This is a genomic window from Burkholderia sp. BCC1640 (assembly GCF_902833125.1).
In the GTDB taxonomy this organism is placed as follows: Bacteria; Pseudomonadota; Gammaproteobacteria; order Burkholderiales; family Burkholderiaceae; genus Burkholderia; species Burkholderia diffusa.
Genome location: NZ_CADFEF010000015.1, coordinates 115,543 through 128,984, shown reverse-complemented (window position 1 = coordinate 128,984; position 13,442 = coordinate 115,543). Strand labels below are relative to the sequence as shown.

The window sequence follows — 13,442 nt, the reverse complement described above, 5'->3', positions numbered from 1 at the left end:
GGCCCGCGTCAGCCTTGCGACGAAGGCAGGTACGGCATCGGATTGACGGGCTTGCCGTCGCGTCGCACTTCGAACAGCAGCGCGACACGCGAGTTGTCGAGGTCGCCCATCTCGGCGATCTCGTCGCCCCGGCGCACGATGTCGCCGGTTTTCACGAGCACTTTGCGGTTGTGCGCATAGGCGGTGAGGAAATCCGCGTTGTGCTGGACGATGATCAGGGTGCCGTAATCGTTCAGGCCGCTGCCCGCGTACATTACGCGGCCGTCGGCCGCCGCGCGAACCGGGTCGCCCGGCCGGCCTGCGATCTGGATGCCGCGGTTCTGCCCCGGCCGGAACGCGTCGACGATCTTGCCGCGCGCGGGCCACGTGAGCGCCACACCGCCCGCATGCCGCTTGGTTTCCTTCACGACCTGCCGGTCGCTCGCCGTCGACGCGCTCGCCTGCGCGCCGCCCGCCGCATTGCTCGCGGCGGCTGGCGCGGAGGCCTGTGCACTGCCATTCCCGCCCGATGCCTGCAACGGCTGCTGGCGGACGATGCGCAGCACCTGCCCCATGCGCAGCCTGCCGCGCCCATCGAGCTTGTTCCAGGTGCGCAGGTCGGCGACGCTGCAGTCGTTCGCGGACGCGATGCCCGACAGCGTGTCGCCGCGTTTCACCACGTACTTCTGCGCGACGAGAATGGGTGCGGGCGGCGGCGTCGCGGGCGCGGCGGCGGGCTGGCCCGACGGCGAGCCTGCCAGCGTGTCGCTCGGCGGGACGGGCGGCGTACTGGCACAACCGGCCATGACGAGCACCGCGGCCAGGCCGGACAGCCACGCCGACTTGCGGCAAATCTCGCGCTGATTCATGGACGATCGACTCCGGTTTGACAATCTTTCAAGCATCTCAAAAACGGAACGGCCGACGTGTAACCGGATGCAAACAATGATGACAAACGATCACGAACCGGGCGCCGGCGGACACTCGTTACCGGTAATACGGTCGATTTCGGAAAAACTTGACGGTTTTGGACGCGAGATGCGGAAGAAATTTCAGGATGCGCCGATATTTCGAATGGCTTTCAATCTCCCATGGCCGCGTCGGACAGCCGATGCGGTCTGCGACGGCCGCCCGCTCAGCGCAGCCAGTCGACCAGCTCCGCGCAGGCCCACGCGACGCCGATGCACAGGAACAACAGGTGCAACGCGATCTTGAACGACACGCCCCACGACGAATCGACCCGCATGACAATCTCCCCCGGTTGATATGCGGCCATGATCCGGCATCGATCCCGCCCCGAAAATGCGGAACCGGCGAACGGGGTCTCAGGCGCAGCCTGAGACCGGCGCGGCGGTTCCTGCTAACTTATCGGCCATACCCATCCTTACGCGCCCTCACCCGCCATGCGCTTCGACCTGACCGACCTGCGGCTCTTCCTGAACATCTGCGAGGCCGGCACGATCACGGGCGGCGCCGAGCGCACCCACATCACGCTGCAGGCAGCAAGCGAGCGCATTCGCGGGATGGAAGACGAACTCGGCGTGCCGCTGCTGCACCGGACCAAGTCCGGCGCGCAGGCGACCGACGCCGGCCGCGCGCTCGAGCACCACGCACGCACGGTGCTGCAGCAGATCGACCAAATGCGCGGCGAACTGCAGCAATACGGCCAGGGGCTGCGCGGGCATATCCGGCTGCTCTGCAACACGGCGTCGCTGAGCGAATACCTGCCCGACGCGCTCGCCGCGTATCTGCCGCATCATCCGAAACTGTCGATCAGCGTCGAGGAGCGCTCGAGCCAGGAAATCGTGCACGCGATCCGCAACAAGACGGCCGAGGTCGGCATCGTCGCCGATTCGGTCGGGCTCGGCGGACTCGAGCAGAAGCCGTTCCGCGAGGATTGGCTGATCGCGGTCGTGCCGGCCGGGCATCCGCTCGCCGCGCGCGACGAGGTCGCGTTCGACGAGATCGCCGACGCGGATTTCGTCGGGCTGACCGACGGCAGCGCGCTGCAGGTCCATCTCGGCGACCAGGCACGTGCGCTCGGCAAGCGGATCCGCTACCGTGTGCAGCTGAAGAGTTTCGACGCGATCTGCCGCGTGATCGAAAGCGGCGTGGGGATCGGCATCGTGTCGCGCCACGCGGCCGAGCGCGCGATGCAGACGATGGACGTGCGGCTCGTCGAGCTGTCCGACGCGTGGAGCCACCGCAAGCTGACGCTCTGCGCGCGATCGTTCGATGCGCTGCCCAAATATACGCAGGCGTTCGTGTCGTATCTGTCGGGCGAAACGCCATCGCGCTGAACGCCGCGCGCCGTCCGCAACGGCCGGGCAATACACGAGGAGGCACCGCCGCCATGACGACACCCGATCTCGCCACGCACTACCGCGCCTACATCGACTGCCTGAACCGCCAGGACTGGCCGGCGCTCGGCCGGTACGTCGCCGACAACGTGATCCACAACGACCGGCCGCTCGGCCTGGCCGGCTACCGCGCGATGCTGGAGCAGGATTTCCGCGACATTCCGGATCTCCATTTCGAGATCCGGCTGCTGGTGTGCGAACCGCCGCGCATTGCATGCCGGCTGCGCTTCGCGTGTGCGCCGAGCGGGACGTTCATGGGGCTCGCCGTCGACGGCACGCGCATCACGTTCGCCGAGAACGTGTTCTACGAATTTCACGACGGCAAGATCCGTCAGGTGTGGTCGGTGATCGACAAGGCCGCGATCGAAGCGCAGCTTTAGCATCGCCGCGAGACGGCCATCGGACAGGATCGACGAGTCGATATCCGGCTTGAATCCGATTCTAAAGGGTAACGTTTTCTTTCATATCTCACCGGAGGGCGCGCCGCACGAACGCCTTTCCGACATTGCCGTCACTGCCGATATGCCACGCTGCGCCGCAGCGCAAATAATCATAAATCGCAGAAATTCCCGCACGCATAGCCCTCTTTCATCGCACCTCGTGCGTTGACCATCCGGGTTTTCACCGTCGCATCCGGCGTGAAAGCGCATTGACATCGAAGCAATCGATGCCTAAATTTGGAAAACGTTTTCCTTCACTATCAGCGCGACGCGACCATGGCCCGCGCAGGGAGAACGCTTGCCTGCTCGAGTTGCGATTCAACACTTCATCACTATTCGAACCTGGAGACACGATGCATATGCGCAGCAGATTCGCGCTCGGCGCAGCGTTCAGCGCCCTTTCCGTCCTGTTCATCAGCGCATGCGGCGGCAACGACGTGACCGCCCCGCCGTCGACACCGGCGCTCGCGCCGAACTCGTTGCAGGCGCTCGTCTACGGCGCACCCGACACCAGCGTGCCGGCGGGCACGCGCATTCCGGTCACGATGATGGGCCAGATGCGCGCGCTGTTCGACCTGATCCGGAAGTCGCCCGACTTCACGCAGGTCGTCATGGATCTCGGCGACGGTTCGCCGGTGCACGTCCTCGACACGAACACCGGCGACAAATTCCTGCCCGGCAAGCTCGCGCTCGGACTGTCGTACATCCTGATCGACATGAAGTCGAAGGGCGACCCGCAATACGCGAGCTATCTCGCGACGTACCAGACGATCACGACCGCGATGATGGCGCAGTCGGGCAGCGACTACACGTATGCAAATACTTCGTGGGGCGAGTACTACTACCTCGTCGCGCTGAACAACCTGAAGGCGCACGGCATGCTCAACGAGGTCTTCAGCGACGCGATGCTCGCGACGCTGCAGCAACGGCTCACCTTCTGCGACATGTTCGGCCCCGATGCAAGCGGCAAGACCAGCACCTGCCCGGCCGCCGGCACGCCGATCGACATTGCGTCGCTCAACACCGCGCAGAATTATTATGCGGTGTCCTACGGAATCGCCGGACTGCGGCAGAAGCTCGGCTGGAGCAATCCGTCGTTCTCGTCGGCGACCGATCCGGCCGTCGCGACGATGGGCGCGCGCGATGCGCTGCTCTATACCGTGACGAACCACATCCGCAAGGATTCGTCGGGTGGCTTCTCCGACGAAGCGTCGAACACGCACACAACCTATTACGACCGGGCCCGCTACGACCGCTACAGCACGCTGCTGATCGGCGAAGTGACCGAACGCACGTTCGAGATGGGCAACGAGGCGAATCTCACGCCGGAACTGAAGGGCTATCTGCGCAAGTCGGTCGACCTGATCCTGCCGCAGCTGAACGCCGACGGCCAGGGCTTCAACTACGGCCGCTCGATCGGCCCGTACGGCGATTCCGCGTTCATGGAGGTGCTGACGGCGGCCGCCAACGCGGGCGTGCTGACCGACCAGGAAAAGCAGGTTGCGTACGCGTTCATCTACCGGGCCGCGCGGCGCTTCGACACGTACTGGTACGACCCGTCGCTGCCGACGCCATCGGTAAACATGTGGGTCAAGGGTCGCGGCACGGACGCCTATCGCGGCAAGCCGCGCGTGATGGGCGAGAATTTCAGCCTGCTGCATCAGTACCTGTACGTGAACGCGTGGTGGAACAAACTCGGCTTCGGCGGCAAGGCGCCGATGGACGATGCGGCCTACGATGCGTGGCTCGACGCGCTGCCGCGCTACACGCTCACCTGGTACAACCAGCCCGCCGATACCGCGCATCCGTACAACGCGGCGCTGCTCACCGTGCGCGACGGCCGCCGCGTGGTCAACCTGAATCTCAGCCAGGCGCCCGACTACAACTCGTTCACGCCGTACTATCCGGTGCCGTTCTCCGACAAGCTGATCTACGGGACGACCGATCTGGGCTACGCTCTGCTGGTGCCGCAGGTGTCGTACAACGGGAAGACCTACGTTCCCGTCACGTACTACAAGAACCTCAACGTGCAGCAGGCCAACGGACAGGTGGTCGTGTCGTTCGACACGGCGAAGTTCCGTCTCGCGTCGAAGAACGCGGCGTACACGACGGATCTCGACCTGCAGGTACATACCGTGCTGACGTTCGCGCACGGCACGATCTCGCGCAGCGACACGCTTTCCTCGGGCACGCTCGCCGGCAACCTGTCCGTCGAGACGGACTTCGCGTCGTTCGCGGACTTCGCGTCCACGCAAGCGAACGGCGACGGCACATCGGTGACGTACGCGAACAGCACCGCGACCGGCTATGCGGCGTCCGGGTTCGACACCTGCGCGCTGTCCGCCTTCGACACGGTCAACGGCGCGACGAACCCGCTGTCGACGACGCCGATCGGCCAGCTGCATTCGAACTTCGCGTGCAAGACCACTCCGTTCGCGCTCGGTGCGGGCGTCACCCGCACGTTCGGGTGGACGCTGAAGTACGCCGACCCGGCCTGAGCGGCATGGCCGCCGCTCCGTGAGCGTCCTCGAAGCCGGCTCTCGAAACCGGCTTCGGGGCATTCACGCCGGGCGCGCGGTGCGCGTGTCGGCGATGCCCGTTCACCGCCACGCCGAAGCGGCCATGTAGGCGCCGAGCGCGATCATCCCGACGAAGAAGCAGCGCTTGAACGCCTTCTCGCTCATCACGCGCCGCGCATATTGCCCGCCGATCATCCCCGCGAGTGCCGGCACGAGCGCCAGCGCCGATACGCCGAGATCGATCGTCTGCAGCGCGCCCGTCACGCGCAACTGCAGCCCGAGCGCGATCGTCGACGCGGTAAACGACAGCCCGAGCGCCTGGATCAGGTCGTCCTTCGACAGCCGCAGCGCCTGCAGGTACGGCACCGCCGGCACGACGAACACGCCGGTCGCGGCCGTCACGACGCCCGTCAGATAGCCGACCGCGGCCGACAACCACTTCTCGTATCGCCGCGGCGCGGGCAATCGCGCGGCGGCGAGCCCCCAGCAGCCGTATGCGGCCAGCACGACGCCGAGTGCCGCGTGGGTCCACGCGCTGCCGGCGGCAAGCGCGGGCAGCCCGCCCGTCAGTGTGCCGATTGTCAGCCCGGCGAGCAGCGGCCACAGACGCCGCAGCAACGGCCCGAACGAAGGGCCGAGCCACAGCTGCCAAACATTGGTGATGAACGACGGCACGAGCAGCAGGCTCGCGGCGGCCGACGGCGGCATCGCGAGCGTCAAGAGCCCCATCGCGATCGTCGGCAGGCCGAGGCCGATCATGCCCTTGACCGCGCCGGCCAGCAGAAAGACCAGCACGATGATCGTCAGCATATGGGTTTGCATGGAGGGTGTTCCGTCCGGTTGAAGACGGCGCGATGATGAACCACCGTCACGCCGCCGGCCATCTGGCTTTGCCTGAGGCTGGCTCGGGCCCGCCCGGCCGGCCTCGTCGCCTCGTCATCCCGCCATGCCCGCCGTTCAGGCTCCGTGAGCGGGCCCCCGGCCCTGCTCGCTGTCGAGGTGCGCCATCTGGGGGGCCGGATAACGCTCGCCGGCAGCCGCCCCGGCGGGAACCGCCGTTTCGATGCGCGCCAGATCATCGACCGTTAGTTGCAACTTAGACGCCTGCAATGCGTCCTGGAGTTGCGTGCGCTTGCGCGCGCCGATCAGCGGCACGATGTCGTCGCCGCGCGACAGCGCCCATGCGATCGCGATCTGCGCCGGGTTGCTGCCCTTCTCGTCGGCGATCGCACGCAGCGCGTCGACCAGCGCGAGATTGTGCGCGAGGTTCTCGCCCTGGAAGCGCGGGCTGGCCGCGCGGAAGTCGCGCTCGCCCTGCCGCGCCGCGCTCCAGCCGCCGCCGAGCAACCCGCGCGACAGCACGCCGTACGCGGTCACGCCGATCCCGAGTTCGCGGCACACGGGCAGGATGTCCGCCTCGATCCCGCGCGACAGCAGCGAGTATTCAATCTGCAGGTCGGCGATCGGCGCGACGGCCGCCGCGCGGCGAATCGTGTCGGCACCCACCTCCGACAGGCCGATATGGCGCACATAACCGGCCTTCACGAGATCGGCGATCGCGCCGACCGTCTCCTCGATCGGCACCGTCGGATCGACGCGCGCCGGCCGGTAGATGTCGATGTGGTCGGTGCCGAGCCGCTTCAGCGAATACGCGACGAAATTGCGGATCGCCTGCGGCCGCGCGTCGTAGCCGACGAACGCGCCGGCCGGGTCGCGCAGCGCGCCGAATTTCACGCTGATCAGCACCTGGTCGCGCGCGCGGCCGCGCAGCGCATCGCGGATCAGCATCTCGTTGTCGCCCATCCCGTAGAAGTCGCCCGTGTCCAGCAGCGTGATCCCGTTGTCGAGCGCCGCGTGCAGCGTCGCGATGCTTTCGTCGCGATCCGCCGGCCCGTACAGATCCGACATCCCCATGCAACCGAGCCCGATCGCCGACACCTGCGGGCCCGTGCGGCCCAGTTGACGCTTGTCCATGTCCGTTTCCTTGCAGTGGTGAGTGAATGAACCGGATTCTGGACGCATCGCGGCGCGCGATAAACGCGAAACGCCCAACCAATTCATTCGACGCTGATTAACAATGGAGCCTGTCCCAATTCGCCCACGCTCCCGCCCCGCATGGACCATCTGCATGCAATGCGCATCTTTGCGCGTGTCGCCCACCTCGGCAGCTTCACGAAAGCGGCCGAGCAGCTGCAATTGCCGCGCCCGACGGTCAGCAACGCCGTCCAGTATCTGGAAAAACACCTGAGGGTGCGCCTGCTGCAGCGAACCACCCGGCGCGTCGCGCTCACCGCCGAGGGCGCCACCTACTACGAGCGCTGCACGCGGCTGCTGGCCGATCTGGACGATGCCGAGACGCTGTTCGACGACGCCGGCGCCGCGCCGCGCGGCGCGATCCGCGTCGACCTGCCCGAACGCTTCGCGCTGAACAAGGTGATTCCGGCGCTGCCGGATTTCCACGCGCGCTATCCCGACCTGCGCGTCGTGCTGAGCACGACCGACCGCTTCGTCGATCTCGTCGCCGACGGCATCGACTGCACGGTGCGCGTCGGCGTGCTGTCCGACACGTCGCTGGTCGCGCGCCGCGTCGGCGAGATGGCGCAGATCAACTGCGCGTCGCCCGCGTATCTCGCGCGATACGGCACGCCGCGCTCGCCGGACGATCTGCCCGACCACGTCGCGGTCGGTTATTTCTCGAGCCGCACGGGCCGCGAGCTGGACTGGGAATATGCGGACATGGATTCGGGCGCGCTGCAGACGGTGAAGATGCGCAGCGTGGTCGCGGTGAACAGCTCGCAGGCGTATCTCGCGTGCTGCATCGCGGGCCTCGGGCTGATCCAGGCGCCGCGCGACGGGCTCGCGCCGCTGCTCGAGGACGGCTCGCTGGTCGAGGTGCTGCCGGAGTGGCATGCCGCGCCGCTGCCGGTGTCGGTCGTGTTTCCGAACAGCCGACATCTGGCGCCGCGCGTGCGGATCTTCGTCGACTGGCTCGCGCAAACGCTCGACGACGACGCGCGGCGGCCCGCGTGACGAAAAAGCCGGCGCCGAGGCAATTCGCCCCGGGCGCCGGCAGGTCGACATCAGAACTTGTGGCGAATCGCGGCGCGCACCGCGAACTGGTTGGCCGACGACGACGGGCCGTCCGTCCCGACCACGTAGCCGCCGTCGGCCGCGGTGCCGGTCTTGTCGCCGGCGACCTTCTGCCATGCGCCCTGCAGGTAGACGTCGGTGCGCTTGGACAGGCTGTAATCGGCCATCAGCCCTACGGTGTGGTACTTCGGCTTGAACGAACCGGCCGCGGCGTCGAACTTGCCGTCCGTGTACACGTACTGCGCGCCGAGATAGAAATCGGACGTGAGCTGGTACTTGCCGTTGATCTCGAAGTTCTGGAACTTGGTCGCGCTCAGCCCGAGGCCCGAGAACGTCGACGCCGGCAGGTAGACGGTCGACACCGGGTTCTTCACGTCGGTCTTCGTATAGACGAAGCCGACCGTCGCCGGGCCGAACGTGTAGTTGACGCCGCCGCCGAAGATGCGCAGGCGGTCGGCGACGAAGTTCGCATCGTCGGCCGCGATCGCGCCCGCGTTGCCGACGCCCGGGCTGTTCGCCTGCAGGTATGCAGCCGCGACCTGCAGGCCGGCCAGCGAATACTGCGCGCCGATGCTGTACTGGCGGTTGGTCGAGAAGCCCGTGCTGTTGCTGAAGCTGTAAGTGCCGCCGAACGACAGCCCGTTCCAGTCGGGGCTCGCGTACTTGACCGTGTTGTTGACGCGGAACGAATTGTCCGTGTTGTCGTTGTCGAACGGGTGCGAGAACAGCGTGCCGCCCCAGTTGCCGTTTGCGGTCAGCGGCGCGAGATAGTCGACGACGGAATCGTACTGGCGGCCGAAGGTCAACGTACCGAAACGCGACGCGCTCAGCCCGACGAACGCCTGACGGCCGAACATCCGGCCGCCCTGGTTGAGCCGGCCGTTGTTCACGTCGAAGCCGCTTTCCAGCGTGAAGATCGCCTTCAGCCCGCCGCCCAGATCCTCGCTGCCCTTCAGGCCCCAGCGGCTGCCCTGCGCGTAGCCGCTCGCGAGCTGGTAATTCGTTTTTCCGACCCCGTTTACGTTCACGTTGTTCGTGTAGTTGAAGCCCTCGTCGATCAGGCCGTACAGCGTCACGCTGTCCTGCGCGAAGGCCGGCGCGGCAAAAGCGGCCAGCGCGGCGGCAAAAATGACGTGCTTCTTCATGACGGATCTCCGGAGCCGGGCCGGGCAGGCCATGCGCCCGGCGATTTGTTTGATCTGTTTTATCGAGGTGGCCCGCAGGGCGGACTACGCGGTGTGCGGCCGCGCGGACAAAATGGTGTCACGTCGCAAATCGCCCGTCCATCGGGGCGTGGGACCGGCTCGCAAAGCGTTGCGCTCGTCCAACTGCCCTGTTCTCACCATGGCCCGATCAGGCTTGCCGGCAACGGCTGGCCGGCCTGCCATCCGCGTAAACCCGGACGGCGTCACATCAGTGGCACAATGCGCATCCGTTCTTCATTTCTTCACGAAGTCATGCTTCACCCCGATTCATGCGCGGCGGGTGCCGGCCGCGCACGCGGCGCCCCCCCGGAGGCGGCCCGATGACCGCCGCCGCCCGGGCCGGCCGCTACGCCGAGCTCGATTTCTTCCGCGGCCTCGTGCTGCTGGTGATCGTCGTCGACCACATCGGCGGCAGCATCCTGTCGCGCGTGACGCTGCACGCGTACGCGCTGTGCGACGCGGCCGAGGTGTTCGTGTTCCTCGGCGGTTTCGCGACCGCCATCGCGTACAACTCGCTCGCCGAGCGCCACGACGAGGCGGCCGCGCGCCAGCGTTTCATCCGCCGTGCCTTCGAGATCTACCGTGCTTTCCTCGTGACGGCCGGCTTGATGCTGCTCATCACCGCCGTGCTGAACGCATTCTCGATCGACGGCCCGAACATGCCGACCAACGATCTCGACGGCCTGCTCCACAAGCCGCTCGCCGCGCTGCGCGACATCCTGCTGTTCCGCCGCCAGCCGTATCTCGCGTCGGTGCTGCCGATGTATGCGTTCTTCGCGCTGCTGGTGCCGCTCGCGCTGCCGCTCGCGCGCACGCAGCCGTGGCTGATGCTCGCGTTCAGCGGCTCGCTCTGGTACGCGGCGCCGCACATCGCGCGCTTCTTGCCGACCGTCGAAGGCGCGCCGTGGGACTTCAATCCGTTCGCGTGGCAGTTCCTGTTCGTGCTCGGCGTGATCGCGCGCTGCCAGCCCGTCTACCAGACGCTCGCGCCGAAACCCCAAGGCTGGCTGCTGACGGCCGTGTCGCTCGCGATCGTCGCGGCCGGCGCGTATTACCGGCTGCGCATCGAGCCGTTCCCGACCGATCCGTCGATCAAGCAGAATCTCGGCGCGCTGCGGCTCGCGAACTTCCTCGCGATCGCGTGGCTCGCGGCCAAGCTCGTGCACCTCGGATGGATGAAGAAGGTTGCGCACGCGATGCCGTGGATCGGCACGATCGGCCGCCAGGGGCTGCTGTGCTTCGTCGCCGGCACCGGCATCTCGCTCGCGGTCGACTCGCTGCTTTACCAGGCGACCGAAGGCTATCTGAACGTGCCGCTCGGCCTGACCGCCGACGCCGTCGCAATGGGCTTGCTGTACCTCGTCGCGAAACTCTATGCGCCGCTCGTGTCGCGGCTGCCGTTCCCGTTCCGTTCGCGGTGATGATGCGCCGCGCCGTCATGCGCCGCTGCTACGATAGCGGGCGCCTCTCCTGAAACGATTCACCATGCGCCGACTCGCCCTTCCGTTCGCCGCCGCCTTGATCGCCGGCGCCATCGCCACCGCCCACGCCACGACGGGCGGGCCCACGATTTCAACGGCGTCGTCCGCGGCCGCGACCGTCCCGCCCGCAACGATCGCGCCGGCCGTCCAGGAACCTCCTGTCAATCCGGGCAGCAGCGTCGTGCTGCGCGCGTTCCGGTCGGCGTCGCTGAAGCGCGACTGGTCTTACACGGTCTACCTGCCGCCCGGCTACAACCCGGAAGGCGCGCGCTATCCGGTGCTGTACCTGCTGCACGGCAACGCCGGCAACGCAAACGACTGGATCACGCAGGGCAGGCTGCAGGCCACCGCCGACACGCTGATCGAGCGCCGCGAGATCCCGCCCGTCGTGATCGTGATGCCGCAAGGCGGCACCGACTGGTACGTCGACCGCAAGGAGAAGATGCAGAGCGCGTTCCTCAACGACCTGCTGCCTGAAGTCGAGGCGCACTTCGCGGTGTCGAACCAGCGCGCGGGACGCGCGATCGGGGGCGTGTCGATGGGCGGCTTCGGCGCACTGCGTTTCTCGCTGCTCGAGCCGGGCCTGTTCTGCGGCGCGATGCTGCTCAGCCCCGCGATCTACGCGAACGAGCCGCCGCTCAATTCCGCCGCGCGTTATGTCGGCGTGTTCGGCGACCGGCAGTTCGACCCGCGCGTGTGGCACGAGCTGAACTACCCGGCGCTGCTGCGCGGCTATTTCGCGCGCAACTGGCGCGTGCCGATGTTCATCGCGGTGGGCGACGACGACCTGACGATCCAGGCCGAATCGAGCGTGCTGTACACGCAACTGCGCCGCGCGCAGAACCCGGCGGAACTTCGCGTCGTCGACGGCGGGCACACGTGGGAAGTGTGGCGCGGGCTGCTCGGACAGGGGTTGAAGTACGCACTGGAATGCGTGAAGTAACGAGGCCGGTCGACACGTCAGGCCGTCGCACGACGATTGCCTGACGCCGCGCCCTTCGCTGCGCCGGCGTCACCGGCCCGACCCGCGCGCCACGCTGTCGCGCCGGATCCCGGTCGGTTCAATTCCACGCATGACGCGCCGGCCGCACCCCGTTCAGGTAGTAGTTGCCGACGAGGTGGTACTTCCATCGCACCGGATCGTGCAGCGTGTGCGTGCGCGCATTGCGCCAGTGCCGGTCGAGATTGTGCTCGGCGAGCGTCGACTGCGTGCCTGCCAGCTCGAACAGCTTCTCGCCCGCGAGCAGCGCGATCTCGGTCGTGAGCACCTTCGCCTCGCCGACCGCGACCGACGCACGCGCGACATCGTCGTCGGTCACCGCGCCGCGCGCGCCGATCTCGTCGAGCGTGCGCGCCGCGCGTTCGAGCAGCGCTTCCGCCGCATGCAGCTGGATGTGCAGACGGCCGATCTCGCGGACGATCAACGGATCGTCGGCCGCCCGCTCGACGCCGCTGTCGACCCAGGGCCGCGTGCGCGTGCGCACGAACGCCTCCGTATCGGCGATCGCGGCCTTCGCGATACCGGCATCGATCGCCGCCTGGATGATCTGCGACAGCGGGCCGTTGAGCGTCGGTTCATCCGATACGCGCTGCGCGTTCAGCACATGCGAAGCCGGCACGCGCACGCCGTCGAGCACCACCGTGCCGCTCGCGGTCGTGCGCTGCCCGAAACCCGACCAGTCGTCGATCACGGTCAGCCCGGGCGTCGGCTGCGGGACGTACGCGAGCCACGCCTGCCCCGCAACGTCGAGGCCGAGCACCGGCACGTAGTGCGCGAACAGTGCGCCGGTCGAGTAGAACTTCGTGCCGTCGACGACATAGTCGTCACCATCGCGCCGCACGCGCGTCTTCAGGTCGAGCACATGCTTCGTGCCCTTCTCCGAGAAACCGTTGCCGAAACGCTTGCCGCTGAGGACTTCCGCGAAGAAGTGACGCTTCTGCGCGTCCGTGCCGGTCAGCGCGATCACGTCGACCAGCCCGAAATGGTTCTGCGGCAGCTGCCCAAGCGACGCATCGGCCGCGGCAACGATCTTGACCACCTCGGTGAGCGTCACGTGCGATACACCCGCGCCGCCGTATGCCTTCGGCACCGTGATCGCCCACAGCCCCGACTGCGAGAACCATTCGATCTCGTCGCGCGGCAGCCGGCGCTCGCGATCGCGTTCGGCCGCCCCTTCGGCCAGCCGCTGCGCAAGCGCATGCGCGACCGCGATCGCCTGCGCGTCGTCGGCGATCACGCGGGCCACCTGCGGTCTTGCGTCGGCCGGGCGCTCCTGAATCGTCGCACTCGTATCTGACATCGGGTTCTCCTGTCGAATGACGAAAGCATTCAATCTAGCAGCGCCCCGCAGGCCGTCAAACCGAGCGA

General features: G+C 67.2%; 11 protein-coding genes. 6 read left to right on the top strand and 5 right to left on the bottom strand.

Going from position 1 to position 13,442, the window contains the following annotated elements:
- Positions 1-8: 8 nt before the first annotated feature.
- On the bottom strand, positions 9-848 hold the full coding sequence (locus HWX25_RS18055; RefSeq protein ID WP_175909499.1) for a peptidoglycan DD-metalloendopeptidase family protein: 840 nt from the start codon (positions 846-848) through the stop codon (positions 9-11).
- A gap of 534 nt (positions 849-1,382) precedes the next feature.
- Here HWX25_RS18055 and HWX25_RS18050 point away from each other — a divergent pair.
- The 3 genes from HWX25_RS18050 (at position 1,383) to HWX25_RS18040 (ending at position 5,277) form a co-directional block, all read left to right on the top strand.
- The gene (locus HWX25_RS18050; RefSeq protein ID WP_059819288.1) at positions 1,383-2,279 is read left to right on the top strand and encodes a LysR substrate-binding domain-containing protein; all 897 of its coding nucleotides are present in this window, start codon (positions 1,383-1,385) and stop codon (positions 2,277-2,279) included.
- Positions 2,280-2,332: 53 nt separating this feature from the next.
- Positions 2,333-2,719, top strand: a complete 387-nt coding sequence (locus HWX25_RS18045; protein WP_175909498.1) for an ester cyclase — start codon at positions 2,333-2,335, stop codon at positions 2,717-2,719.
- 413 nt (positions 2,720-3,132) lie between these two features.
- Positions 3,133-5,277 carry a hypothetical protein gene (locus tag HWX25_RS18040; protein WP_175909497.1) on the top strand — a complete coding sequence of 715 codons (2,145 nt, stop codon included), beginning with the start codon at positions 3,133-3,135 and terminating at the stop codon, positions 5,275-5,277.
- Positions 5,278-5,379: 102 nt separating this feature from the next.
- On the opposite strand, the gene HWX25_RS18035 is transcribed toward HWX25_RS18040, so the two are convergent.
- Both HWX25_RS18035 and HWX25_RS18030 read right to left on the bottom strand, forming a co-directional pair.
- Positions 5,380-6,120: a sulfite exporter TauE/SafE family protein gene (locus tag HWX25_RS18035; protein ID WP_175909496.1), complete on the bottom strand. Its 741-nt coding sequence runs from the start codon at positions 6,118-6,120 to the stop codon at positions 5,380-5,382.
- Between the two features lie 135 nt (positions 6,121-6,255).
- Positions 6,256-7,272 (bottom strand): aldo/keto reductase, encoded by a 1,017-nt coding sequence (locus HWX25_RS18030; RefSeq protein WP_175909495.1) that lies wholly within the window; start codon positions 7,270-7,272, stop codon positions 6,256-6,258.
- Between the two features lie 141 nt (positions 7,273-7,413).
- On the opposite strand from HWX25_RS18030, the gene HWX25_RS18025 reads away from it, so the two are divergent.
- The gene (locus HWX25_RS18025; protein ID WP_175909493.1) at positions 7,414-8,328 is read left to right on the top strand and encodes a LysR family transcriptional regulator; all 915 of its coding nucleotides are present in this window, start codon (positions 7,414-7,416) and stop codon (positions 8,326-8,328) included.
- 50 nt (positions 8,329-8,378) lie between these two features.
- Here the strand turns inward: HWX25_RS18025 and HWX25_RS18020 are convergent, their stop codons facing one another.
- Entirely contained in the window at positions 8,379-9,533 is a 1,155-nt protein-coding gene (locus HWX25_RS18020) for a porin (RefSeq protein WP_175909491.1), read from the bottom strand.
- A gap of 380 nt (positions 9,534-9,913) precedes the next feature.
- Between HWX25_RS18020 and HWX25_RS18015 the strand changes: the two genes are divergently transcribed.
- Together HWX25_RS18015 and HWX25_RS18010 are read left to right on the top strand one after the other, a co-directional pair.
- Positions 9,914-11,014 (top strand): OpgC domain-containing protein, encoded by a 1,101-nt coding sequence (locus tag HWX25_RS18015; RefSeq protein WP_059534019.1) that lies wholly within the window; start codon positions 9,914-9,916, stop codon positions 11,012-11,014.
- A 64-nt stretch (positions 11,015-11,078) separates the two neighbouring features.
- Positions 11,079-12,017, top strand: a complete 939-nt coding sequence (locus tag HWX25_RS18010; RefSeq protein ID WP_175909489.1) for an alpha/beta hydrolase-fold protein — start codon at positions 11,079-11,081, stop codon at positions 12,015-12,017.
- A gap of 118 nt (positions 12,018-12,135) precedes the next feature.
- On the opposite strand, the gene HWX25_RS18005 is transcribed toward HWX25_RS18010, so the two are convergent.
- Positions 12,136-13,374, bottom strand: coding sequence for an SfnB family sulfur acquisition oxidoreductase (locus HWX25_RS18005; protein ID WP_175909487.1), 1,239 nt, complete (start codon positions 13,372-13,374; stop codon positions 12,136-12,138).
- Positions 13,375-13,442 lie beyond the last annotated feature (68 nt).

What these genes read in the sequence shown, in the direction of transcription:
- HWX25_RS18035 (WP_175909496.1), bottom strand. Translation starts at nt 6,120, where the DNA reads ATGCAAACCCATATGCTGACGATCATCGTGCTGGTCTTTCTGCTGGCC.
- HWX25_RS18030 (WP_175909495.1), bottom strand. Translation starts at nt 7,272, where the DNA reads ATGGACAAGCGTCAACTGGGCCGCACGGGCCCGCAGGTGTCGGCGATC.
- HWX25_RS18045 (WP_175909498.1), top strand. Translation starts at nt 2,333, where the DNA reads ATGACGACACCCGATCTCGCCACGCACTACCGCGCCTACATCGACTGC.
- HWX25_RS18015 (WP_059534019.1), top strand. Translation starts at nt 9,914, where the DNA reads ATGACCGCCGCCGCCCGGGCCGGCCGCTACGCCGAGCTCGATTTCTTC.
- HWX25_RS18010 (WP_175909489.1), top strand. Translation starts at nt 11,079, where the DNA reads ATGCGCCGACTCGCCCTTCCGTTCGCCGCCGCCTTGATCGCCGGCGCC.
- HWX25_RS18055 (WP_175909499.1), bottom strand. Translation starts at nt 848, where the DNA reads ATGAATCAGCGCGAGATTTGCCGCAAGTCGGCGTGGCTGTCCGGCCTG.
- HWX25_RS18050 (WP_059819288.1), top strand. Translation starts at nt 1,383, where the DNA reads ATGCGCTTCGACCTGACCGACCTGCGGCTCTTCCTGAACATCTGCGAG.
- HWX25_RS18025 (WP_175909493.1), top strand. Translation starts at nt 7,414, where the DNA reads ATGGACCATCTGCATGCAATGCGCATCTTTGCGCGTGTCGCCCACCTC.
- HWX25_RS18020 (WP_175909491.1), bottom strand. Translation starts at nt 9,533, where the DNA reads ATGAAGAAGCACGTCATTTTTGCCGCCGCGCTGGCCGCTTTTGCCGCG.
- HWX25_RS18040 (WP_175909497.1), top strand. Translation starts at nt 3,133, where the DNA reads ATGCATATGCGCAGCAGATTCGCGCTCGGCGCAGCGTTCAGCGCCCTT.
- HWX25_RS18005 (WP_175909487.1), bottom strand. Translation starts at nt 13,374, where the DNA reads ATGTCAGATACGAGTGCGACGATTCAGGAGCGCCCGGCCGACGCAAGA.